We start from the raw sequence: 21,256 nt of genomic DNA, 5'->3' as shown, positions 1-21,256 counted from the left end.
ATCCGTGAAACGGCAGGACCGATTGATCGCGCTGCTCCTTGCCTTGCAGCAGAGAAACGAAACAGCCGGAAGTCTGGCGGAGAAATTCGAGGTGTCCAACCGCACGATTATTCGTGACATTCAAGCGCTTTCCGAGATGGGCGTTCCGCTGTACTCCGAGAGCGGGCCTTCGGGAGGCTACCGTCTCATGAGCGGGTACCGGCTGCCTCCGCTAAACCTGGAATCGGGAGAAGCGCTGGCGCTCTTCTTTTCTCTGAAGGCGCTGCAGGGCTATAGCGATACCCCCTTCAACCAAGAGCGGTGGACTCTATTGGACAAGCTCGCCGCCATTCTTCCCGAGAACACGCTCGAACGTATGGAGCCTTTGCTGTCCAGGGTCGAGATGGAGGTTCCGAAACGCCATTACCGAACTCCGCTGCTCTCCGAGTTGATCCGGCATGCCGCCGAAGCTCAATGCCTGGAGGTTGCCTATCGCTCGCAATCCGGAGCGAAGACGGTTCTTTTACGCCCGGAACGGATTTATGCGGCGAACGGCTTTTGGTACTGCGATGCCTATTCCTGGACGCATGGAGAGAACCGACTTTTCCGAGTGGACCGGATGGACTCGCTTCACCCCGTCACGGCTCCGGCAATCGCACCCGAGCAAGAGCCGGAAGAGAAAAAACAAGCTCTCCCCCCGTTGCGCATTCGCGCTCGCTTGAGTTATCGGGGGATGCTCCAGATCGAGCGTGATCGCCATATCGGCGAATGCATCACCTTCCTAGGCGAAGACGTATGGGAAACAGATTTCAGCATTCCCTCCACCGAATGGGACTGGTTGATCCGGCTGTTCTATTCTCTCGGCCCGGATGCGGAGGTGCTCGAACCGGCTTCCCTGCGCGATGAAATTCGCGAGCGAGCCCTTCAGGTAGCCAACCGGTACGAGCAGCCTCCACAAGACGACGAACGAAAGGAACATTGACATGTCCACAGCTACAACCCCGATCACGACTTACGAAGAAGCTTTACAGCTCGTACAAACCTACGGAATCCTTCCGCTCGTTCCCTCTGTGCCGAACCATCCTTCCCTCTCCGCTTCCACGGCTGCGGAGGCTTGGCACACCGGACTCGAGAGCGATCCTTGGAAATGGCGGGTTCATTTTCCATCCTCCGGAGATGCGGCCTACGGAAAGTTTTTCCGAGGAAAATCGATCCTGATCGCTGCTGATCTGTTTCCCTTGCTGCGATTGGTGGCGAAGCGCGGAGGCTCTATTAAGGAACGATACCATGACGGCCTTCTCCCCAAGGAAGCCGTTGATCTGTACGAAATCATCCGCACCTCCGGGGGGATCGATACCCGCGAGCTGCGCGGAGCAGCCGGTATGAAGGCCAAGACGAGCAAAGCCGATTACGATCGCAGCATCAAGGCGCTTACCGAAGCGATGGATATCGTGGTCACCGGAGCCCACATCCGCCGAAATGCGGACGGCGAACCGAGCGGCTGGAGCAGCGTCTCTTATTCCACCGCGGAGGCCTGGATGGAGGCAAGCGACATCGAGCCGGAATCCTTGCAGCTGAAAGCGGCAGCCCGATTGGTCCGCGAACGTCTGGAGGAGGCCGCAAGCCCGGAGGCGATGAAATTCTTTGAGAAGCTCTACCCGCTTCGATAATGGTTAGGGATGGAAAGGCAATTCGATCAATCTTGGATCTTAGAGGAGAGGATTCGATGAAATCCAGCGAGAACGTACTCCCCTTGGCAAAAGAGTTTATTTATCGCAGTGCGCGGCTGCTTGACCGCAGACGATTTGAGTATCATTTTGAGGGAGGAAGTCGCGAAGCCGTGATCTCGGTGCTCCGCGCTTACCAAAACCTCGACGGGGGCTTCGGCAGCGCCTTCGAGCCCGATCTGCGCGGTCCTCACAGCCAGCCGGTGGCTACCGAAGAGGCTCTCTTGATCCTGGACGAGTTGGGCGGCGGAGAGCCAGACATGCTCGCGCGCATCACCGCGTTCGTCGGCGGCATCACCCGGGAGGGAGGCGGCGTGCCTCAAACCCTCATTCAGGTACAGGACTATCCCCATGCCCCCTGGTGGGAAACGGAGGAAGATTCGAAACCCGCCCTCAATCCGACAGGAAGGCTCATCGGCCTCCTGTTCAAGCTCGGAGCCTTTGCCGGCTCGTCCGCGCCGGACTGGCATGACCGGACCTTGGCCTTTCTCTGGAAGCAGACGGAGACCGTGCGGGATGTCGATTACCACGACTGGATTCAGGTACTCAGCTTTTTGGTGCATGTCCCGGACCGAGAGCGCGCGGTGCCCGAGCTGGAACGCGTCGGCGCTCTGATCCGTTCCTCTGGAGTCATCGAGCTCGATCCTTACGCTGCCGGATACGTTCATCCTATCCTGGAATGGGCGCCTGCTCCCGGTTCTCTCTGCCGCAGTTATTTCACGGACGAACAGGTCGAGCAGCACCTCGATGCGCTCATCGAAACGCAGAACGAGGACGGAGGTTGGTCCCTCTCCTTTCCCACCCTATCCACTGCGGCGGATGGCGAATGGCGCAGCTATCTGACCATGAAAAACCTGCTCATTCTGCGCGCGTATGGGCGAATCTAAAGAAGAGAAACGTCAAAACGCTGCTTCGTTCGGGCTACAGGCTCCCGAGCGAAGCAGCGTTTTCTTGTTAACCTCTCTCGTCAACGTCCCGTCTTGACCTTGCCCGGCCAAGCGAGCATTCCTCCAACCATATTGGTAACATCATACCCGATGGATTCCATGTATTCGCAAGCGAGGCCGCTTCGGTTACCGCTGCGGCAGACGAGGATCAACTCCTTGTCGCGGGGAAGCTCCCCCATCCGTTCTCCAAGCTCGCCGAGCGGGATATGTCGGGCACCTTCGATGTGGCCGTCTTCCCATTCATCCTGCTCCCGGACGTCGAGCAGGAACAGGGCTTCCTTTTCGAGCCGCTTATGAACCTCTACAGGCTGAATCTCCTTGGTATACACTCCTGCCATTCTCCTCCGTCCTTTCGACTCCTACTCTCACTTCGTCTATCCCTAAGCTTATCATAATGCCCGGATAAGCCAAAACCAGGAGAGGTGGGATCGTTTCATCCTTCCTCTCCCGCTGGATATCGATATCATTTGCGACTCCCGGACCCTCCAGCCTCGGTCGCTTCCCCCAAGTGGAGCTGCCGCTTTCGTTTAGCCGAGAGTCTTTTGCCCCGGGCGCCAGTTGACCGGACACAATCCGCCTGCTTGCAGCGCCTGCAGAATCCGCAAGGTTTCGTCCACGCTGCGGCCGACGTTCATGTCGGTTACCACCTGGTAGCGGAGAATCCCCTCCGGGTCGACGATGAACAAGCCGCGATGGGCGGCCCCGCTCGTCTGATCGAGAATGCCGTACGCGTCGGCGGTCTCCTTGTGGAAATCGGAGACGAGCGGGAACGAGATTTCGCCGATGCCGCCGTTCTCACGCGGAGTCTGGATCCAGGCACGATGCGTATAGACGCTGTCCACGGAAGCTCCGAGGATCTCGCAGTCCAGCTTCTTGAATTCATCGTAGCTGTCGCTGAACGCGGCGATCTCGGTCGGACAGACATAGGAGAAATCAAACGGCCAGAAGAAAAACACGAGCCATTTGCCGCGGTAGTCCTCGAGCGAAATCTTTTCCTCCAGCGAATCCAGGTTCTTGGTGGACAACAGCTCGAAAGCGGGTGCGGGCAACCCGACTTTGGCGTAGGGGTAAACATTCGTCTGTGCGTTAGCGGTCATGAGAAACCTCCTTGAATGTCATTTCTTTGAATACAAACGGTTGGACACAAGTTTCGGTATTAAAGCAAGCCTTCCGCGTCTGCCAAGGCTTTGTTCAGTGCGGTCTGATTGAAGCCGAGAATCTTCGTATCCCCGATCACAGTTACCGGGACGGAGCGCATGCCTGTGTTCCACAGCTCTTCGGCGAAGGCGTCATTGAGGTCGATGTTCCGTTCCTCGTAGGCAACTCCTTTGTCGGTGAGGAACTTCTTGACCCCTGCGCAGTATTGGCAATGAGTGCTGGAATAAACGATCGCTTTTACCTGCTCGGTCATGGTGATCTCTCCTTATCCGTGAAGCGGATGAAGTACGTTGGGATGAGTTTGAGTAAGCGGGCATAGATGATTGCATGAAGATATAGAAGGAAGTATGGCCTGATCAGTCCATCGTTAAAGCATTACAGCGATAATACTTCCGCGTTGATGCCTTCCAGGTACCGCTCGCAGTCGATGGCAGCCATGCAGCCGGTGCCTGCTGCGCTGATGGCTTGGCGGTAATGGCGATCCTGGACATCTCCGCAGGCAAATACGCCGGGGATGCCGGTTTCCGTCGTTCCGGGACGGACGACGAGGTACCCTTGTTCATCGGTGGTTAGCTGGCCGCCAAGGAAGCCGGTATTCGGCGTATGCCCGATGGCGATGAAGATGCCGTCCGTTTCGATCACTTCTTCTTGGCCGGTCTCGTTGTTCAAGACCTTCATACCTGTGACGCCCTTCTCTCCGGACAGCACCTCAAGAGGCGTGCGGTTCAGGCTCCAACTGATCTTGGCATTGCCGCGAGCGCGATCCTGCATGATCTTGGATGCCCGGAGCTCGCCGCGCCGGTTCACGAGAACGACTTCCGAAGCGAAGCGGGTCAGGAAATGCGCTTCTTCCATGGCAGAATCTCCGCCCCCGACAACAATGATCTTCTTGTTTCGGAAAAAGAAGCCGTCGCAGGTGGCGCAAGTGCTGACGCCGCGCCCGATGTTCTCCTGCTCGCCCGAAATGCCCAAGTATTTGGCGGAAGCTCCTGTAGAGATGACCAGCGTTTCGGTCACGAGCTCGCCATGCCCTTCCACCTTCAGGATGAACGGCCGCTTCGACAGATCGACGGAGGTGATCCAGCCGGTGCGGAATTCCGCTCCGAAGCGCTCCGCTTGATTGCGCATATTATCCATGAGCTCCGGACCGAGAATTCCTTCCGGGAAGCCGGGGAAATTCTCAATCTCCGTAGTGGTTGTTAGCTGCCCGCCCGGTTGAGGGCCCTCGATGACGAGAGGCTTCAGATTGGCTCGAGCCATATAGATGGCCGCCGTGAGTCCGGCAGGGCCGGTACCGACGATAATGGATTTGTACATGATGAATTCCTCCTGTCTTCCATACACTCTCTATTAAAATTAGACTAAGTTTAAACTTGGGGCATAACTTTATCCTATCATCCATGGCTTGCTCTTGCATGAAGCTCGGATGAAGGACGCGTGAACCTTTTATGAAGGTGAAATTCTCGAAATTTTCTGGGCTGACCTCATTCACGCGACGTTATACCGCATGGCGGAAACCGCTGGGGCGAAGGATCTGTTCGCTCTCAATCCGCGAGTCGAGGGCTGCATAGCAAGGGGCTACCCACTCTCCATTTGCTGCTGGCTGGTAGCGACGGGGAGCAACACCATGAAGGGCATCTCGCTCTCAATCCGCTAGCCGGTACCCCACTCCTCTGACGGTGGCGATGTAGCGGGGACATTTCGAGTCGTCACCGAGCTTTTGCCGCAAGCTTTTGACATGAACGTCGACGTAATTGCTGCCTCCGAAATATTCATCGCCCCACACCAGCTCCATGAAATCCTGACGAGAGCGCACCCCGCCCTCTGCTTCCAGAAGGACGCGCAGGAGATCAAACTCGGTTTTCGTAAGGTCGATCCTCTCTTCTCCCCGGGTGACGGTCATCCTCCGAAGATCGAGAACCAAATCCTTAACGCGCAGTTGGTAAGGATCATTCTGATTTACAGGATTCTTGTGACCGATCAGCTCTTCGACTCTCGCAAGGATAGCTCCGGGGTCGGCCGGCCATTCCTGCACAGGCTCGCTGCCAGGTTCTCCGGTCCGATTGCGGGGAACGAGCACCAGAACATCGGCAGGCTTCTTCGGATGAAAAGCTTGGAGCGGAGAGCTCAAGGTCCGATCAACGAGGAATAGATCCGCCTGAAGCAGCGTCAGCATCGGATCGCTTTCATTATGAAATACCATTACATCGTAGCAGTTAGCGGTCAGCTCGCGAATGAGCGGATTCAGGGCGGCGGGATACGGACTGATGATCACAATCCTATGCGTGGTGGTGCAATAGGCTCCTTCCGGCACGACAGTGACGGCGTTCAATGTTCCTGCGCTTTGGAATTCCGGCATTGCGGACAAACCCCCTTGAATAGAACTTGCTCCTGATCGATGCGATAGCCGGTTTCGCTGGTTACTTGCTCCAGCCATTTGTCCGGGACCTTCGCAAAAACTTCATCTACCCGACCGCATTCCGTGCAGACAATATGATGGTGGACATCCAAGCAACCGTCATAGCGGCTGGAATCCCCCTCCAGCTTCAGCTCGCGGATCAACCCTTCTTCCGTCAGGTAACGGAGGGAGTTGTAAACCGTGGCGTAAGCGAAGTGGGCTCCTTGTTCTTTGAGACGCTCCATAATCTCGGCAGCCGTCGGATGATTGTGCGAGGCAGCGATGACCTCTAGGATGGTTTTGCGCGGCGTGGTCAATTGTCCTTTCCTGGCCATCGTGCCGCACCTCCTTTATATTTAAACTTAATCTAAGTTTATAATTATTCTAATCTTCTGTCAAGAGGCTCTTCGCAAAGGGATACTCAATAGCATTCATGGCACTCAAGGGTTGCGGAATGCGGATGCTTGCTAGTCTTCACCGATTGATCTTTTGGTATAACAGGAGCAAGGGGCCGCGGCAGCAAGGGGATCCAGCATCCGATGTAAATGCCGCAGGATGCCTTGCATTTCTGCCCATTCAGGTCTCGAACGTTAAAAGAACCGGATCTCACCTTGCGCGAGTGCCGGTTCTTGCTTTTTGTTAAGGGGATATACTCTTAACGGTGTAAATGGTCAAAGCGATAGCCGTGGCTCTCCGCCTGCTCCTCGCGGCGGTCCGCTTCAATGGTCTCCAACAGCGTCCGGTACACGAGCCGCCCGATGGCATCCCCTACGGTCGTGGCCGTTCCGGCGTATCTGTGAATGGCACTCCAACCGGCGGATTGGCTGACGGCGAGGACGGTTGCATCAGTGGTCGTCCCCGTCGCCGACTTGCCGCTGACCGGATCAAGGATGCCCGCGTCTTGGAGTGCGGAGACTTTGGCTTCCGCTGCCGTCAGCAATGCATTGACCATCGCCGCCTCCCCTAACCGGCCATCGATAAAGATTGCCGTGTTGATCGTGCCGGGTTCGTAAGCGGAATACGTCGCACGCGAGTAACCGGCCCGGGCCGCATTGCGGGTGCCGCTCGTGGTACAAACGGCGATTCGGAAACAGTCGCCGTCCTCTTCCGCAATTGCGACCCGGCGAATCACGGCTGCCGTTTGCAGACCGACGGTCTCCTCCGCCGGGCAATCCCGGGAAGCCAGCAATTGCCGAAAATCCTCCTCCGGATCGAGTCCCCGGTAATCCTTGTGAACCATCCAGTTCACAATGCGGGACGCCCGCACCCGGCCTCCACGGAATACGGCGTTGCTGATGCAATCAAGCGGCGCAGGGACTTCCATGACGAGGCAATCCTCCGCGAGCCGGAAGGTTAAACCCGGCCAGACAGAGGAGGAATACACATCGGTCGAATCAATTCCGATAAAAGGAAGCGTCACGAGCGGTCCTCCCCTCTCGTCTTTTCAGTCTGACCAGGCCCAGCTTTGCGAGCATCGTCGTCATCTGCAACATCATCGGCGGATGCGAGCGCTGCAGGTCCGAGACGCAGACACTCCTCCAGGGCCGCAAGCAGGCGCTCGTGATCTCGCCGTGCTTTCACGGCGAGGCGTATGTAGGCGGAGGACAAATTTCCCATCCGCGACGCATCGCGGATCAACACGCCGCGACGCCCCATCGCCTCCTGCAGCAAAGCCGCTGTCCAGCCGGAGGAATCAGGGAGCCGGACGAGGAGATAGTTCACAACGCTTGGATAGACGGTCAGTCCGAGATGGCGCAGCCGCTGCGCAAGCCAGGGACCTTCCTCTCGCAGCCACGCTTCGGTGCGCCTGACAAAGTCGCGATCGTCGACAACCGCAGAGCCGATGGCTTGAGCGAGTGCGTTCACGCTCCAAGGAATTTGCAAGGCGCGAAGCTCGGCAATCCGGTCGGGATGCGAGACGATATAGCCGAGCCGGATGCCGGGGATGGAGTAGAATTTCGTCATCGAACGGAGAACGAGCAGATTCTTGTCCCGGGTAGCGGCTTGAACCTTCGATGCTCTGCCTTCCTCCTCTCGCTCTACGAAATCCATGAAAGCCTCGTCCAATAGAAGAATCCTGCCCGATTCCCGAATGGCTTCCAGGACGGAGTCATCGAGCAATTGCCCAGTCGGATTGTTGGGAGACCCAAGTATCCACAGGTCAGGGCCAGCGGCCGAATGGCTTACATCACTCTGATATAAAAGCGGATCTTCATCTGCCAATCCATTCCGAGCAGCTGCTAAAATAGCATCCTTCGCTCCATCTGCCTGTTCACTCCGGATAGCATCCGGAGCTTTTCCCCTCGCTTCATCCGACGGCCGAGTAGACTTCTCTCCTCGTTGTCCTTCGCGCCACGCTCCAGCCAGCGGTCTATCTCCCCCGGAGCTCCCCGCGTTCAAACGGGTCAGCATCTCCTCCACTTGCCCCTGCTCGAGCCGGAACCCGTTCGCTTCCTTAAGCGGAATGGAGTGGACATCCCCTCCCACTTTCACCACCGCTTCCTCGTATTCCCCGAAGCACGGCTTTGCCAGGATCGCCTGCCACGGCCGGATTAAGCGGACCGCCAAGTCGATCAGCTCAGCGGCTCCGTTGCCGACAAGGATCGACTCCTCCGGGATGCCATGGAGACGCGCCAGCTTGCTCCGCAGCTCGCGCACGGCCGGATCGGGATAGCGGACAATCCAGTCCATCCCGCCCTGCAGGATGTCCCTCACCGCCGGGGGAGGTCCGAGCGGATTCATATTGGAGCTGAAATCCACAAACTCGTCACGGCCATAGAGCTGCCGAGCGGTCTGCCAATCTCCACCGTGACCATAGGTTTCGAGCATTCGGGTTGTCCCCTTCCGATCTTCGATTGCCAATCAACCCTTCTATCGGTTCGTTCAACGTTCAACGCACTCATCATTCCCATGCTCAACATTCGCAAAGACGAGGCATCACAGCCCAGTTTTACAGCCGCATCCACCGAGCGCGATCATCCGCTCAGCCACCAGCCCACTCCCGCCAGCACGACCGCCGCACCGAACAGCAGGTAGCTGACGCGGTACAGCAGCTTTACGGCGGCCCCGATATCCGCCAAGCCGAGCGGCTTCAGCGGCCAGCCCATGCGGGCGCGCTCGCTCACGGCGCCAAAATACACGTTCACGCCGCCGAGTTCGACGCCGAGCGCTCCCGCCACCGCCGATTCCGGGATGCCGCTGTTCGGGCTCGGATGCAGCCGGGCGAACGTCCGGACGGAGCGCAGCGCTCGACCGGCCGATACCGGTAAGTCTCGGGACAGCCAGGTGATGCAGATCAGCAGCCATCCGGCGAGCCTCGCAGGCAAGTAGTTCAACACATCGTCGAATCGAGCCGAAGCCCAGCCGAATTGCAGGTAGCGCTCGTTCTTGTACCCGACCATGGAATCGAGGGTGTTCGCCGCCCGGTACAGGAAGGCGAGCGGCGCTCCCCCAAGAAGAGCATAGCAAAAGGGCGATACGAACGCATCCACCGTGTTCTCCGCCACCGTCTCCACAGTCGCGCGCACGATCTCCGGCTCTTCCAGCCGATCCGTATCCCGGCTTACGATCCAGCCGACATACTTCCGCGCCTCTGCCCTATCTCCGGCTGCAAGTGGAGCTGCCACTCGATCAGCCGCCTGCTTCAAGCCCTTCACGGCAAGCGTAGTGGAGATCAGCCAAGTATTCACCGCGTAGCCGAGCCAGGGATGGATCGCATCGGCAACAGAAACGGAAAGAACGGCGAACACCGCCGATCCTCCGACAATGGCCGCCGTTAAGACGATTCCTCTTCGCTTGAGAGATGCCGCCGATAGCTCCGGGCCTTCCGTTGCCATAGCAGCGGAGGATACCGTTTCACCGCCACCGCTCGTCAGCGCGTTCTCGTCGCCAGCTTTCACCCTTTTTCCATCTGACCGCCTCAGCCGCTTTTCCAGCCAAGTGATCGCTCTTCCCATCCAGATCACCGGATGCGTGGGCCAAGCCGGATCTCCGATCAGCCAATCCAGTGCGAGAGCCACCGCTGCCATCAGCATATTTTCCTGCCAGCTGTAGAACAACATTCGTGTCCACTCCGATCGATCCGCAAAACCTGATTTTACTCCATCGGGCTAACAAGTCCGCTTATTTCTTGTGCATCTTGAACTCCAGGAACAGCTCATTGTAGTGGGCGAGCATCTTCTTGCCCAGGTTTTCATAGACCTCGAGCTTCATGGAATTGAGATCCGGATAAAAGCGCTCGTCGCTTGAAATCTCCTCTGGGAGAAGCTTCATTGCTTTCTCGTTCGGCGTAGAGTAACCGACATATTCGGCGTTTTGCGCCGCGTTGGCCGGGTCCAGCATAAAGTTGATGAACTTATGCGCTCCTTCAATGTTTTTCGCCGTCTTCGGGATGACCATGTTGTCGCTCCACAGGTTGGTTCCTTCCTCCGGCAGCACGTAGGTGAGCTTGTCGTTGGCATCGATGATTTCGGAGGCATCGCCCGACCAGACGATCCCGACTGCGGCTTCCTCATTGGCAAGCAGCATCTTGATCTCATCGCCGACGATGGCCTTCACGTTCGGAGTCAATTTTTGCAGCTTGGCGAGAGCAGCCTGCAGATGCTCTTCATTCGTGTCATTGACGGAGTAGTTCATGCTGTTCAGGCTCATGCCGAGGATTTCCCGGGCTCCGTCTACGAACATGATTTTATTTTTCAGGCTGGGGTCCCACAGATCGTTCCAGCTTTTGAAGGTTAGATTGCCGGTCAGCTCGGGGTTGTAGACGATGCCCACCGTCCCCCAGAAATAGGGTACCGAATACTGGTTGCCCGGATCAAACGCCAGGTTCATGAACCGCGGGTTGATGTTGGAGATTCCCGGCAGCTTGCTGTGGTCGAGCGGAAGCAGCAGGTTTTCCTTGCGCATCTTGTCCACCGCATACTCGGAAGGAACCGCGACGTCAAAGGTCGTTCCGCCCTGCACGATTTTCGTCATCATCGCTTCATTCGAATCGAACGTTTGGTAGATGACCTTGATGCCGGTTTCTTCTTCGAACTTGGTGATGAGCTCGGGGTCAATGTAATCACCCCAGTTGTAGACGGTAAGCGTGTTGCCGCCGGTGAGTCCTTCCGAAGCGTTCATATAATGGGCCGTGTACATGAGGGCGAAGGCGATCACGAAAATCGCAAGAAACGTCTGCGCGAGCTGTTTCATTTGCGCACCTCCTGATGGGCCGGCTTATGCTGCTGGCGTTGGTTGATGAAGTAGTAGCCGATGACGAGCAGGATGGTGAACAGGAAGATCAGCGTAGACAAGGCGTTGATCGACAGCGAAATACCTTGGCGCGCGCGCGAGTAAATTTCGACAGATAAGGTCGAGTACCCATTCCCGGTTACGAAAAAGGTGACCGCAAAGTCATCCAGCGAATACGTCAGCGCCATGAAAAATCCGGCGAAAATCCCCGGCTTGATGTACGGAATGACGACCTTCGTCAGCACGTTCCAGCGGCTCGCTCCGAGGTCCCGTGCGGCGTCGATGAGAGTCGGGCTCATCTCCTGCAGACGCGGCAGGATCATCAGGACGGCAATCGGCACGCTGAAGGCGATATGCGATAGCAGCACCGAGATGAAGCCGAGTTTGACCCCGAGGATCGTAAACAGGATGAGGAACGAGGCGCCGATAATGACATCAGGGCTGACGATCAGCACATTATTTAAGGTCAACAGCGTGTTCTTCCTGCGTCCTTTGCGCACAGCGATGATCGCTAGCGCTCCGATGATCCCGAGGATGGTGGCCAGCGCCGAAGAGAGCAGCGCGATGACCAGCGTGTTCAGCACGATGATGATCAAACGGGTATCCTGGAACACTTCCTTATAATTATCGAGTGTGAAGCCTTCGAACCCATGCATCGTGCCGCCGCTGTTGAACGAGTAGTACATCAGATAGAAGATCGGCGAATACAGGACGATGAAGATGAAGACGAGATAGAGATTAGACAGCTTTAACGTCTTTGCCATTCTTCATCCCTCCCTTCCTTCCGCCGGTCACGATCATGGTGAGCGCCATGGCGATGATCAGGAACACCGCGATGGTCGAGCCCATCCCCCAGTCCTGGGTGACGAGAAAATGCTGTTCAATAGCCGTACCGAGCGTGATGACGCGATTTCCGGCAATGAGCCGGGTAATCATAAACAAGGACAGCGCCGGGATGAATACCGCTTGGCTTCCTGACTTCACGCCCTCGATGGTCAAAGGAAAGACCACGCGGCGGAAGGTAACCCAAGGTGAGGCTCCCAGATCGCGAGATGCGTCCACCAGCGTCGGATTGAGCTCCTCCAAGGAGTTGAAGATCGGCAGGATCATAAACGGGATGAAAATGTAGACGGACACGAAGATGAAGCTGAAGTCGGTGAACAGGATCTGCTTCGTGCCGATGCCGATGAACTCCAGAAACTGGTTAGCGGCTCCGTACGTCCCGAAGATGCCGAGGAAGGCATACGCCTTCAGCAGCAGGTTAATCCAGGTGGGCAGGATGATCAGCAGCAGCCAAAGCTGCTTGTGCTTGGTCTTCGTCAGCAGGTAAGCCGTCGGGTAAGCGACAAGCAGCGAAAAGAACGTGATGAGAAACGCATACCAGAACGAGCTGATCGTCATGCGCAAATAAACCGGTGTGAAAAATTTGGCGTAATTGGCCAGCGTGAAATCTCCTTCGATATTAAAGAAGGAATAGTAGAGAATCATCAGGATCGGCGCCACGACACAGAGCGCGATCCACAGCAAATAAGGGATCAGGTAGACGTTGCGGGATTTATTCTCCATAGCTGACCTCGCTGTAGGCCTCCAGCCGCTTATCGAATTCCTCTTCCGTCTCGCCGAAGCGCATGACGTGAATGGCTTCCGGGTCGAAGGCAAGCCCGATCCGATCGCCTACGGTCGCTCTCTTCGTGGAATGAACGAGCCACTCGTTGCCGGCGTCGTCATAGGTGCTGATCTCGAAATGCACGCCGCGGAACAGCTGCGTATCGACGCGCACCTGCAGCTTGCCGAGTTCCGGCTTCGTGATCTCCAGGTCCTCCGGACGGATGACGATCTCTACCGGCTCGTCCGCCTGCAGCCCTTGGTCGACGCATTCGAATTCCTTGCCTGCGAATTCCACGAGGAAGTCGCGCTTCATCCGGCCCGGAACGATGTTGGACTCGCCGATGAAATCCGCCACGAAGCGGTTGATCGGTTCGTCGTAGATATCCATCGGAGTTCCGCTCTGCTGGATGATGCCCCCGTTCAGGACGAAGATGACGTCGGACATCGCGAGCGCCTCCTCCTGGTCATGGGTGACGAAGATGAAGGTGATGCCGAGGCGGCGCTGCAGCTCGCGCAGCTCATACTGCATCTCGGTACGCAGCTTCAGGTCGAGCGCGGACAGCGGCTCATCGAGAAGGATGATCTCCGGTTCGTTGACGATGGCGCGGGCGATGGCGACGCGCTGGCGCTGACCGCCGGACATCTCGCTGATTTCCCGCTTCTCGTAGCCCACCAGGTTGACGAAGCGAAGGGCTTCCATTACCTTTTTCTCCACATCGGCATTTTTCAGCTTCTTGATGCGCAAGCCGAAGGCGACGTTCTCGAAGACGTTTAGATGAGGGAAAAGCGCGTAATCCTGAAAAACGGTATTAACCTGGCGCTCATTGGCAGGAATGCGGTTGATCACCTTGCCGTTCATGAAGATATTGCCCCGAGAAGGTTGAATGAATCCGGCGATCAGCCTCAGGATCGTCGTCTTGCCGCAGCCGGAAGGCCCGAGCAGCGTGTAAAATTTTCCCCGTTCGATTTCAAAGCTGACATCCTTCAACACCGCTTCATCGTCGTCAAACTGCTGGGTAACCCCTTCAAAGCGGATGATGATCTGGTCTTCCGTCATTTCCTTCTCTCCTTCATGATAAACTAGCAGCCGTCAAGCGGCGTCCGCTATGAGCGCTTACAGGTACGAATCCGTCGCGATGAGGATGAGTTCCGCCGGAACATCCCCGTCATTGACAATTTGATGCTCGTCCGAGGCATGAAAATACACGGTATCTCCCGCTGAAGCGGTGTAGACCCGCTTGCCCAGCCGAAGCTGAATGCGGCCCTTCAGGACGAGAGCGAAGGTTTCCGACAGGGAAGGCTCGAATTGCTTGAACTCCCCGCTGGCTTCCAAGGTCAGCCGGATCGGCTCCATGATCCGCTCGTTGGAATCGGGCACGAGCCATTGAATCTGGTAGCCCCGCTCCTCATCGCGAATCTCCGTCAAGTCCTCTCCGCCGAAAACCACCTTCTGCTCCCGTTCATCCTCGTCGAAGAAGTCCTTCGGCTTACAGCCGAGCACCTCCAGGATGCTGAAGAACGTTTCAATGGAGGGAGAACTCAAGTCCCGCTCCAATTGAGAGATGTAGCCCTTACTCAGGTTGGTCCTCTCACCCAGCTCTTCCTGGGTGAGCCCCTTTTTCAGCCGTAGATTTTTGATTTTCTTGCCGATTTCCATGGCATAACCTCATTCGCTTTTGTTTACATTAGCTAAACATGAGATAATTGTTGTTTGCAATCACGTTACTTTAAGTTTAATCAATCGACATTATTATACAACATTTGACCGGAAGCACAACTGCTATTTTTTGTCCAAATTGCGGCCTCTGTAAACAAAAAAAGACGGGCCTCTGGCCCGTCTTCTCACGCTCGTGCTTCCAATCGATTCATTCGATTCAATCGTGCGTCTGCCCGGAACGATCCCGGCGGTACCAGTCCAGTGCGTGCCGCATTTTGTCGGGATATCCGGCGTCCGAACCGGAATGGCGGAACTCGATGCTGCCTGGCGAATCCGCAACTGCTTCTCCGCTCCCGATCAGCTCCTGAAGCCTGCGAACCGTCCCTGCGCTTCCGTCGATCAGTTCGACATGAGGGGGAAGAAACGCGGCGAGTGCAGTTCGGAAAAATTGAAAATGCGTACAGCCCAAAACGATCGTTCCGTACTTCGTCCAATCGTAGCCGCCAAGCGTCTCATCCAGGTAAGCCTGTACTCGCGGTCCGGTAAAGACCAACTCCTCCGCCAAGGTCACGAGCCCGGGCATCGGCAGCGAATCGATCCGGCCGGAATCGCCCAAGCGATTCACCAGATCGTGGTACTTGGCCTCGCGCAACGTGAGCGCGGTCGCCAGTACCAGCACCCGTCTTCCTGTAGAGCGGCTCAGTTCGACCGCCGGCTTGACCGCCGGCTCCATCCCGATCACAGGAAAACCGTACCGTTTGCGAAGATCGCCAATGGCGATGCTGGTCGCCGTGTTGCAGGCCACGACGAGCGCGCGCGTCTCGTCCGTAATGGTTGCTTCCATCGAAGCGAGGATGCAAGAGCGCACTTCTTCCTTCGTCTTGGTACCGTAAGGGACATGACCGTCATCGGCAAAATAGATGTACTGTTCATAAGGAAGCACCTGCAGGGCTTTGTGCAGCACGGTCACCCCGCCCAGCCCCGAATCGAATACCACGATGCTCATTCTCTCACCGCCTCGTCTTCGGTTGCACTATGAATGTACCACGGAGAGAACAGAAAAAGAACAACCAGTCGCGGACATGGCTGCTCTCCTGTACTCGGTATGGAATGGGTCCGGTGGGGTTCGAACCCACGACCTGATGATTAAGAGTCACCTGCTCTGCCAGCTGAGCTACAGACCCGAGACAACGAAACTTATAATAGCACGGATGAATAGGTCGTGCAAGTTTTTTTACACCCATTTTTCGAAAGGGTCGCTCCCATTAGGAGATCTACCCCGGCTTGAACAGTCCTTCCTCCGTAGGAGAAGGAATGGTACGATAACCGTACGGGCCTACGCGCTGCTGCGCTATGGCCAGTCACCTAACGTTGTGGACTTGGGAGTGAAACTGATGACGCTTCAACCAACAGCCCCCTATTTGCGGAGAGCCCAGCTTCTGCGGGAGCGGATTCCCGACTTTGCCGTCTATCCCTATTCGCTGCCTGCTGTGTCCTGCTTGGAGAGCCTCGAATTTCATCCGAAGGTGACCTATCTGGTCGGCGAAAATGGAATGGGCAAATCGACTCTAATGGAGGCGCTGGCGGTCGCTTGGGGCTTCAACCCCGAAGGCGGCACACTGAACTTCAACTTTTCTACCGCGTCCACCCACTCCCCGCTCTATGAAGCCATTCGCCTCGTGCGCGGCATCCGTCGGCCTCGGGACGGCTTCTTTTTCCGGGCGGAGAGCTATTACAATTTCGCATCGAACATGGATACGTTGGACAAGGAATTCAGCTTCGGTCCGCCGATTCGGGAATCCTACGGCGGCAAATCGCTGCATGAACAATCGCATGGCGAGTCGTTCTTCGCCGCCTTCCTGCACCGCTTCTCCGGGAATGGGTTGTACTTACTGGACGAGCCTGAGGCGGCCCTCTCGCCTTTCCGTCAGATGGCGATGCTGTCGCGGATGCACCAGCTCATCCGTAAGGACTCTCAGTTTGTCATCGCCACCCACTCGCCGATCCTCATGGCGTACCCGGATGCAGTCATCTACCAGTTGACCGATACGGGCCTGGAAAGGAGGAAGCTGGAGGAGACCGACCATTATCTCATCACCCGAGAATTCCTGAATAACCCGCGGAAAATGCTGAACGAGCTTCTGGACGATGGCGAAGAGGGTGATTAATCCCCCCATTCCGTTTTCAACCTTATTCGAATGCATAGGAGTCAACGTCAATTGGTATGCCAATGAGGGTTGAAACCCCTTATTTTTGAGTCGAGACGCTTATGAGTTTCATGGAAAGTTCACCGTTTCACGATTGACAAATTAATTATTTTATGCTATAATTTTACTTTTATATTTACTCGGGTTATACTCCTTCTGCATTTCCCATTTCATGTACAAGGAGGAGTATAAATGAATCTGCCATTCCGCCTAATCCCCTTGGAATTGTCCCAATCCCTGCTTGGAGAAACACGAGAGATCTATCCCATGCTGCTCACAAACGGCAGCGAGTCCCACCTGATCGATGCGGGGTATCCCGGGCAAGCGCCCCTTCTCTCGCAAAAAATGAACGACGCCGGCGTGTCTCCGGATTCTCTCTCCAGCGTATTCTTAACTCATCAGGATATCGATCATATTGGCGGTCTCCCTGAGCTTATCCAGCGCTCAAGACGCCCTGTAGCCGTTATGACGAGCGCGCTGGAGAAGCCGCATGTGGAAGGAGATCGCCCGATCTTGAAATTCACACCAGCGGTTCGGGAGCAGCTAAAACACGCACCGGAGGAAATCGGAGGCCCGCTGCTTCGCTTGATGGACAACCCGCCGAAAGCGAAGGTGACAGTCCTTCTGGAGGATGGCGAGCCGCATCCTTATGCGCTTGAGTGGACGGTGATCGCGACTCCCGGACACACTCCGGGGCACATCAGCCTGTTCCACCGCGAGTCCCGCATCCTCATCGCAGGAGACGCGCTAGAAGCGAAGCGCGGTGTGCTGGCCGCACCCGATCCCACACTCTGCCACGATCCTGCGAATGCTTACGCTTCGCTAATAAAGCTGGCCGAGCTTAATCCGTCCGACATCTGGTGTTATCATGGCGGCTGCGTAAAGGATGCGAGCGGGCCGCTTGCCGAGCTTGCGAAACGAGGACTCCAGGCGTAGAAGGCAGCGTTCCTGTGTGAGCTGCTCCATCATCGAAGAGGAAGCAGCAGAGCTGCGATAAGCCGACCCACGGAGCCAGTGTCCGTCATTTCTCGGCCCAGGATTATCCTGCGATCAGCCGTTCAACAGCTCCTCGGCCCAAGCATAGCAGTTGTCCAATTCTTCGTCGCTAATCTCCTCCGAGCGATGCTCGAACAGCACCCTCACCTCAGGATTCTCCTTGCGAATGAGCGTCAGATACTCGGCGATGGGCGCCCAGCCTTCCTCTGTCTGCTGATCGGGCATGACCGGAACATGCCGGATCGGCGGATCCCCATCGTGCAGGTTGGACAGATGGATGAGGTGGGCATAGCGAGCAAATTTTTGGATGAGATCCGCTGCCGTAAATCCCGGATCGGTCCGCTCTTGCAGATAGAGGCGCGCCGTATCCAGGCAAAGCCGAATTCGCCGATGCTTATCCAGAAGCTCTTCCAGCAGATCGGTCTCATAGATGACCCGAGGAATCAGATCGAACTCCAAAACAGGGATCCATCCTTCCCGTGTGCTCCGTTCCGTCAGCCGGGCAAACAGCTCATCGCTAAGAGAACGGAACTCCTCCGGGCTGATGCTCGTTTGAGAGAGGAATTCCCGATTGTCTGCAAAGCGCCATTTCTCCGCATCCACCTCCTCCGCCACGAGCACCGGCTTCGGATAATGAAACAGAACATACTCCGGCCGCAAGGAGCGCATGCCCGCAATCTCGCAGTCTATGTATTTCCAAGCCTCGCAGCGAACCCTCGCATCCGGAGACAAGAAGAGCGCGTCGCGCAGCATTCCCGGTTCACCCCGCAGAGGAAAATGCACCCCGATCCGAAACCCGCGTTCTTCAGCCGCTTGCGCCAGCTTCCGCACATCCTCTTCCTCACGGAGAAGGCATGCTTCTACCCCATAAAACCACGCTCGATAATCGCGCCGGTCCTTCTCTTCGTTGAACCGGCCATGCTGCCCGATCAGAAAACGCCTCATTATCGCCATCCATTCCCAGCTGATCGCTGTCCCGGGTTACGCCCTGCGAAACGTCCAAGCGCCCGCCTCTTCCGACCATTCCCCTTGAACTCCCGCCTGAAGAGCGGCGATCTCGACATGCGCCATGGCGATGCCCAGATCGACTGGCTCCTTCTCGGCGCGGCCCTCCGCCTGCACGGTGAGCGCTTGCTCGGTAGGCGCGAGCGTGAACCTCCACGGCTGCAGGTTCACGGCCGAAGGCGCGATTCGGGCCGCTTCCAGCGCCGATCGCATCCAATCGGGAGCGGCCGCCAGCTCTTCGGGATTGCGGAGCAGCTGCTCCAGCGGCTTGCGTCTCCTTGCTGTGGAGAATCCCTTCACGACCTTTTCCCGCAAGCTGAAGCTGTCCGGCACGATCCCGAGCGGCACCACGCAGACGAGCTTTTCTCCTTCCTCGACGCCCGCGATCTTTTTCGCCATCCCCTTGTCAAAGGTTCCCGCTACCCAGCATGTTCCGAGCCCTCGCGCATTCGCCTTCAGGACGAATTGCTCTCCGTAATAGCCGCATAAAGCTTTGGCCTTTCTTTCATCTCCTTCCATCCGTCCGATAAATGCCGCAAAAGCCTGCACCCCGCTGAACATGCCGTAGCTGTTGGTCAAACCGCCGAATACCTCATCGGCACCTTCCGCCCAAACTCCGATCCGGACGGCTCCGTCCGCGGCCGTATTCAGCTCTTCCGAGTAGCGCTGCAGCTCCTCTAACCGTGCGCATTCGGGGGGCGCTGTGTATGTTCTCCGTGAAATCCGCGATTCCATGCTCGCATATAGCTGCGGGTCCATCCCGACAATCCTCATTCCTTGTCCCTCCCGGATAAATGTAAAATATTCCACTTTTTTGTGCTACAATTATACCATTGAATTTGCCAAAAGGATGAGTCCTGTGATCAAATCTCTCTCTTCAGCACCCAGGGCCGACGATACGTTGCTATTTACCCGATGGTATAACGAGCATTTGCTTTGGCGGATCAAGTGGATCTCCGTCTTCCTGCTGTTCGCCTATCCTTACTTTTTCGTTGTGGATTTCTATCAATTGAGCGAATCCGTCTCCGACCGCTACCGGACAGGCCTCCTTGTAACCCATCTTCTCTCTGCGGCGGTATCCGCTCTGTTTCTCATCCTTTACCGGCAGCTTCAATTCAGCTTCTCCGACCTTCAGGCGAAGAGGTCTTCCATGATCATTCAAGGCTATTCGGCCCTCTGCCTTGCGGTCGCCAGCTTCTCCTCTCTCAACAGCCAGCTCATGGACGGCAACGTTGACGCTTACATCATCATCGTGCTCGGCGTTTCGATTCTGCTGCCAATTCGTCCGAGGGTGTTTGGGTGTTTTGCCGGGCTCAATCATCTGATCTTTCTATTCCTCTTATATCGAACCGGCCAAGCTCCGAGCGCCTTGCTCACCAAGCAGATCAATACCACGGCAGCCGCAGCCATCGCCATCTTTATCGTGTTGATCTTCTATCACTACATGACCCGGCAATTCACCGTCCAGCGCCGCCTAAAAGAGAGCGAGCAAAGGCTTCGGAAGCTGTTCTCGGTGAATCCGTTCCCGCTTGTGCTGTCCCGCTTGAGCGATGATCGCATTGTGCTCATTAACCCCAAGGCTTCCCAGCTCTTCGATCTGTTCACCATGGGCTTTGAATCGGTCGACGCTTCGGTCACCTACCCCGATGCCGAGAGCAAGGAGAAAATCCTACAGGAGTTGGAACGGACGGGCAGTGCAAGGAACCGAGTATTTCAATTGGACGTCTCGCCAACCGCAAAAAAATGGGTGATGATCAATTACGAAGCGATCGAATTTGAGAATGAGGTCTGCGTCCTGGCCGGCATCACCGACATCTCGGAGTTGAAGAAGATCGAATACGAGCTGGAAAAGCATGCTACCACCGACCCGCTGACCGATGTTCCAAACCGAGGGTATGGTATGGCTCTTCTGGAGAAGAAGATCGCCGAGCAATCGTCCGAAAGCAGCTTAACGATATGCTTTGCCGATATCAACGACCTTAAGCTGGTCAATGACCGCTGGGGCCACGCGGTTGGCGATGAGCTCATCCTGGAAGCGAGCCGTGTGCTCAAAACTCATCTGGACCGCAATGACTTCCTGTTTCGGTATGGTGGAGACGAGTTCATCCTAGTCTTCAACAAAAGCAAAGCGGAGGCGCTGGCCGTCTGGGACCGCATCTCCATGGATCTGGAGGAGCTCAATACGGATACAGACCGGCTCTTCGCCCTTTCGATCAGCTACGGCATGTTCGTCCACGAGCCCGGAGAGGCGATCAGCGCCAAAGATATGATCGAGCGGGCCGACCATGAGATGTACAAGAACAAACGACGATCCAAGCAGCATTAATCGGGACAGGCACCAT

General features: G+C 56.4%; 23 protein-coding genes and 1 tRNA gene. 6 read left to right on the top strand and 18 right to left on the bottom strand.

Annotation, left to right across the window (positions count from 1 at the left end; genetic code table 11):
• The first annotated feature begins 4 nt into the window (after positions 1–4).
• The 3 genes from BN2684_RS13475 to BN2684_RS13465 are packed head-to-tail and all read left to right on the top strand — an operon-like array spanning position 5 to position 2,593.
• The gene (locus BN2684_RS13475; protein ID WP_058302704.1) at positions 5–961 is read left to right on the top strand and encodes a helix-turn-helix transcriptional regulator; all 957 of its coding nucleotides are present in this window, start codon (positions 5–7) and stop codon (positions 959–961) included.
• A gap of 1 nt (position 962) precedes the next feature.
• Positions 963–1,649, top strand: coding sequence for an AlkZ-related protein (locus BN2684_RS13470; RefSeq protein ID WP_058302703.1), 687 nt, complete (start codon positions 963–965; stop codon positions 1,647–1,649).
• Between the two features lie 56 nt (positions 1,650–1,705).
• Positions 1,706–2,593 carry a hypothetical protein gene (locus BN2684_RS13465; protein WP_058302702.1) on the top strand — a complete coding sequence of 296 codons (888 nt, stop codon included), beginning with the start codon at positions 1,706–1,708 and terminating at the stop codon, positions 2,591–2,593.
• An 80-nt stretch (positions 2,594–2,673) separates the two neighbouring features.
• Here BN2684_RS13465 and BN2684_RS13460 read toward each other — a convergent pair whose 3' ends face one another.
• The 16 genes from BN2684_RS13460 to BN2684_RS13385 all read right to left on the bottom strand — a co-directional run bounded on the left by BN2684_RS13460 (position 2,674) and on the right by BN2684_RS13385 (position 15,890).
• Complete coding sequence (locus BN2684_RS13460; protein WP_058302701.1) at positions 2,674–2,991, bottom strand: rhodanese-like domain-containing protein; 318 nt, start codon at positions 2,989–2,991, stop codon at positions 2,674–2,676.
• Positions 2,992–3,180: 189 nt separating this feature from the next.
• Entirely contained in the window at positions 3,181–3,750 is a 570-nt protein-coding gene (locus tag BN2684_RS13455) for a peroxiredoxin (protein WP_058302700.1), read from the bottom strand.
• A gap of 59 nt (positions 3,751–3,809) precedes the next feature.
• Positions 3,810–4,064 (bottom strand): glutaredoxin family protein, encoded by a 255-nt coding sequence (locus tag BN2684_RS13450; RefSeq protein WP_058302699.1) that lies wholly within the window; start codon positions 4,062–4,064, stop codon positions 3,810–3,812.
• A 122-nt stretch (positions 4,065–4,186) separates the two neighbouring features.
• Complete coding sequence (gene trxB, locus BN2684_RS13445; protein ID WP_058302698.1) at positions 4,187–5,128, bottom strand: thioredoxin-disulfide reductase; 942 nt, start codon at positions 5,126–5,128, stop codon at positions 4,187–4,189.
• Between the two features lie 328 nt (positions 5,129–5,456).
• Entirely contained in the window at positions 5,457–6,170 is a 714-nt protein-coding gene (locus tag BN2684_RS13440; protein WP_058302697.1) for a winged helix-turn-helix transcriptional regulator, read from the bottom strand.
• Complete coding sequence (locus tag BN2684_RS13435) at positions 6,140–6,544, bottom strand: Fur family transcriptional regulator (RefSeq protein ID WP_058302696.1); 405 nt, start codon at positions 6,542–6,544, stop codon at positions 6,140–6,142. The genes BN2684_RS13440 and BN2684_RS13435 overlap by 31 nt, the downstream gene beginning before the upstream one ends.
• 320 nt (positions 6,545–6,864) lie before the next feature.
• Positions 6,865–7,629: an adenosylcobinamide amidohydrolase gene (locus tag BN2684_RS13430; RefSeq protein ID WP_058302695.1), complete on the bottom strand. Its 765-nt coding sequence runs from the start codon at positions 7,627–7,629 to the stop codon at positions 6,865–6,867.
• Positions 7,626–9,038, bottom strand: a complete 1,413-nt coding sequence (locus BN2684_RS13425; RefSeq protein WP_058302694.1) for a pyridoxal phosphate-dependent aminotransferase — start codon at positions 9,036–9,038, stop codon at positions 7,626–7,628. The genes BN2684_RS13430 and BN2684_RS13425 overlap by 4 nt, the downstream gene beginning before the upstream one ends.
• Before the next feature lie 146 nt (positions 9,039–9,184).
• Positions 9,185–10,270, bottom strand: coding sequence for an adenosylcobinamide-phosphate synthase CbiB (cbiB, locus tag BN2684_RS13420; protein ID WP_058302693.1), 1,086 nt, complete (start codon positions 10,268–10,270; stop codon positions 9,185–9,187).
• A gap of 61 nt (positions 10,271–10,331) precedes the next feature.
• Positions 10,332–11,402: an ABC transporter substrate-binding protein gene (locus BN2684_RS13415; RefSeq protein WP_058302692.1), complete on the bottom strand. Its 1,071-nt coding sequence runs from the start codon at positions 11,400–11,402 to the stop codon at positions 10,332–10,334.
• Positions 11,399–12,205 carry an ABC transporter permease gene (locus tag BN2684_RS13410; protein WP_058302691.1) on the bottom strand — a complete coding sequence of 269 codons (807 nt, stop codon included), beginning with the start codon at positions 12,203–12,205 and terminating at the stop codon, positions 11,399–11,401. Before BN2684_RS13410 ends, BN2684_RS13415 begins: the two co-directional genes overlap by 4 nt.
• Positions 12,180–13,007 (bottom strand): ABC transporter permease, encoded by an 828-nt coding sequence (locus BN2684_RS13405; protein WP_058302690.1) that lies wholly within the window; start codon positions 13,005–13,007, stop codon positions 12,180–12,182. The genes BN2684_RS13410 and BN2684_RS13405 overlap by 26 nt, the downstream gene beginning before the upstream one ends.
• The gene (locus BN2684_RS13400; RefSeq protein WP_058302689.1) at positions 12,997–14,106 is read right to left on the bottom strand and encodes an ABC transporter ATP-binding protein; all 1,110 of its coding nucleotides are present in this window, start codon (positions 14,104–14,106) and stop codon (positions 12,997–12,999) included. Before BN2684_RS13400 ends, BN2684_RS13405 begins: the two co-directional genes overlap by 11 nt.
• 57 nt (positions 14,107–14,163) lie before the next feature.
• Positions 14,164–14,706: a helix-turn-helix domain-containing protein gene (locus tag BN2684_RS13395; RefSeq protein WP_058302688.1), complete on the bottom strand. Its 543-nt coding sequence runs from the start codon at positions 14,704–14,706 to the stop codon at positions 14,164–14,166.
• A gap of 217 nt (positions 14,707–14,923) precedes the next feature.
• Positions 14,924–15,712 carry a glutamate racemase gene (gene murI, locus BN2684_RS13390; protein ID WP_058302687.1) on the bottom strand — a complete coding sequence of 263 codons (789 nt, stop codon included), beginning with the start codon at positions 15,710–15,712 and terminating at the stop codon, positions 14,924–14,926.
• Positions 15,713–15,817: 105 nt separating this feature from the next.
• Positions 15,818–15,890: transfer RNA gene (locus tag BN2684_RS13385), tRNA-Lys, on the bottom strand.
• Positions 15,891–16,100: 210 nt separating this feature from the next.
• Here BN2684_RS13385 and BN2684_RS13380 point away from each other — a divergent pair.
• Both BN2684_RS13380 and BN2684_RS13375 read left to right on the top strand, forming a co-directional pair.
• Positions 16,101–16,874, top strand: a complete 774-nt coding sequence (locus tag BN2684_RS13380; protein WP_058302686.1) for an AAA family ATPase — start codon at positions 16,101–16,103, stop codon at positions 16,872–16,874.
• Between the two features lie 231 nt (positions 16,875–17,105).
• A complete protein-coding gene (locus BN2684_RS13375; RefSeq protein ID WP_058302685.1) occupies positions 17,106–17,849 on the top strand; it encodes an MBL fold metallo-hydrolase in 744 nt (247 codons plus the stop codon).
• Positions 17,850–17,963: 114 nt separating this feature from the next.
• Here BN2684_RS13375 and BN2684_RS13370 read toward each other — a convergent pair whose 3' ends face one another.
• Together BN2684_RS13370 and BN2684_RS13365 are read right to left on the bottom strand one after the other, a co-directional pair.
• Positions 17,964–18,854 (bottom strand): apurinic/apyrimidinic endonuclease family protein, encoded by an 891-nt coding sequence (locus BN2684_RS13370; RefSeq protein ID WP_058302684.1) that lies wholly within the window; start codon positions 18,852–18,854, stop codon positions 17,964–17,966.
• A gap of 36 nt (positions 18,855–18,890) precedes the next feature.
• Positions 18,891–19,688 carry a nitroreductase family protein gene (locus tag BN2684_RS13365; RefSeq protein WP_058302683.1) on the bottom strand — a complete coding sequence of 266 codons (798 nt, stop codon included), beginning with the start codon at positions 19,686–19,688 and terminating at the stop codon, positions 18,891–18,893.
• A gap of 85 nt (positions 19,689–19,773) precedes the next feature.
• Here BN2684_RS13365 and BN2684_RS13360 point away from each other — a divergent pair, with 85 nt between their 5' ends.
• On the top strand, positions 19,774–21,240 hold the full coding sequence (locus BN2684_RS13360) for a sensor domain-containing diguanylate cyclase (RefSeq protein ID WP_058302682.1): 1,467 nt from the start codon (positions 19,774–19,776) through the stop codon (positions 21,238–21,240).
• Positions 21,241–21,256 lie beyond the last annotated feature (16 nt).

Source organism: Gorillibacterium timonense (assembly GCF_001457415.1).
Taxonomy (GTDB): Bacteria; Bacillota; Bacilli; order Paenibacillales; family NBRC-103111; genus Gorillibacterium; species Gorillibacterium timonense.
The sequence above is the reverse complement of the archived record's forward strand: the minus strand, read 5'-3'. Positions and strand labels throughout refer to the sequence as shown.

Coding starts and splice junctions, on each gene's coding strand:
- BN2684_RS13470 (WP_058302703.1), top strand. CDS start 963: ATGTCCACAGCTACAACCCCGATCACGACTTACGAAGAAGCTTTACAG.
- BN2684_RS13465 (WP_058302702.1), top strand. CDS start 1,706: ATGAAATCCAGCGAGAACGTACTCCCCTTGGCAAAAGAGTTTATTTAT.
- BN2684_RS13460 (WP_058302701.1), bottom strand. CDS start 2,991: ATGGCAGGAGTGTATACCAAGGAGATTCAGCCTGTAGAGGTTCATAAG.
- BN2684_RS13455 (WP_058302700.1), bottom strand. CDS start 3,750: ATGACCGCTAACGCACAGACGAATGTTTACCCCTACGCCAAAGTCGGG.
- BN2684_RS13450 (WP_058302699.1), bottom strand. CDS start 4,064: ATGACCGAGCAGGTAAAAGCGATCGTTTATTCCAGCACTCATTGCCAA.
- trxB (WP_058302698.1), bottom strand. CDS start 5,128: ATGTACAAATCCATTATCGTCGGTACCGGCCCTGCCGGACTCACGGCG.
- BN2684_RS13440 (WP_058302697.1), bottom strand. CDS start 6,170: ATGCCGGAATTCCAAAGCGCAGGAACATTGAACGCCGTCACTGTCGTG.
- BN2684_RS13435 (WP_058302696.1), bottom strand. CDS start 6,544: ATGGCCAGGAAAGGACAATTGACCACGCCGCGCAAAACCATCCTAGAG.
- BN2684_RS13425 (WP_058302694.1), bottom strand. CDS start 9,038: ATGCTCGAAACCTATGGTCACGGTGGAGATTGGCAGACCGCTCGGCAG.
- cbiB (WP_058302693.1), bottom strand. CDS start 10,270: ATGTTGTTCTACAGCTGGCAGGAAAATATGCTGATGGCAGCGGTGGCT.
- BN2684_RS13415 (WP_058302692.1), bottom strand. CDS start 11,402: ATGAAACAGCTCGCGCAGACGTTTCTTGCGATTTTCGTGATCGCCTTC.
- BN2684_RS13410 (WP_058302691.1), bottom strand. CDS start 12,205: ATGGCAAAGACGTTAAAGCTGTCTAATCTCTATCTCGTCTTCATCTTC.
- BN2684_RS13405 (WP_058302690.1), bottom strand. CDS start 13,007: ATGGAGAATAAATCCCGCAACGTCTACCTGATCCCTTATTTGCTGTGG.
- BN2684_RS13400 (WP_058302689.1), bottom strand. CDS start 14,106: ATGACGGAAGACCAGATCATCATCCGCTTTGAAGGGGTTACCCAGCAG.
- BN2684_RS13395 (WP_058302688.1), bottom strand. CDS start 14,706: ATGGAAATCGGCAAGAAAATCAAAAATCTACGGCTGAAAAAGGGGCTC.
- murI (WP_058302687.1), bottom strand. CDS start 15,712: ATGAGCATCGTGGTATTCGATTCGGGGCTGGGCGGGGTGACCGTGCTG.
- BN2684_RS13380 (WP_058302686.1), top strand. CDS start 16,101: ATGACGCTTCAACCAACAGCCCCCTATTTGCGGAGAGCCCAGCTTCTG.
- BN2684_RS13375 (WP_058302685.1), top strand. CDS start 17,106: ATGAATCTGCCATTCCGCCTAATCCCCTTGGAATTGTCCCAATCCCTG.
- BN2684_RS13370 (WP_058302684.1), bottom strand. CDS start 18,854: ATGAGGCGTTTTCTGATCGGGCAGCATGGCCGGTTCAACGAAGAGAAG.
- BN2684_RS13365 (WP_058302683.1), bottom strand. CDS start 19,688: ATGAGGATTGTCGGGATGGACCCGCAGCTATATGCGAGCATGGAATCG.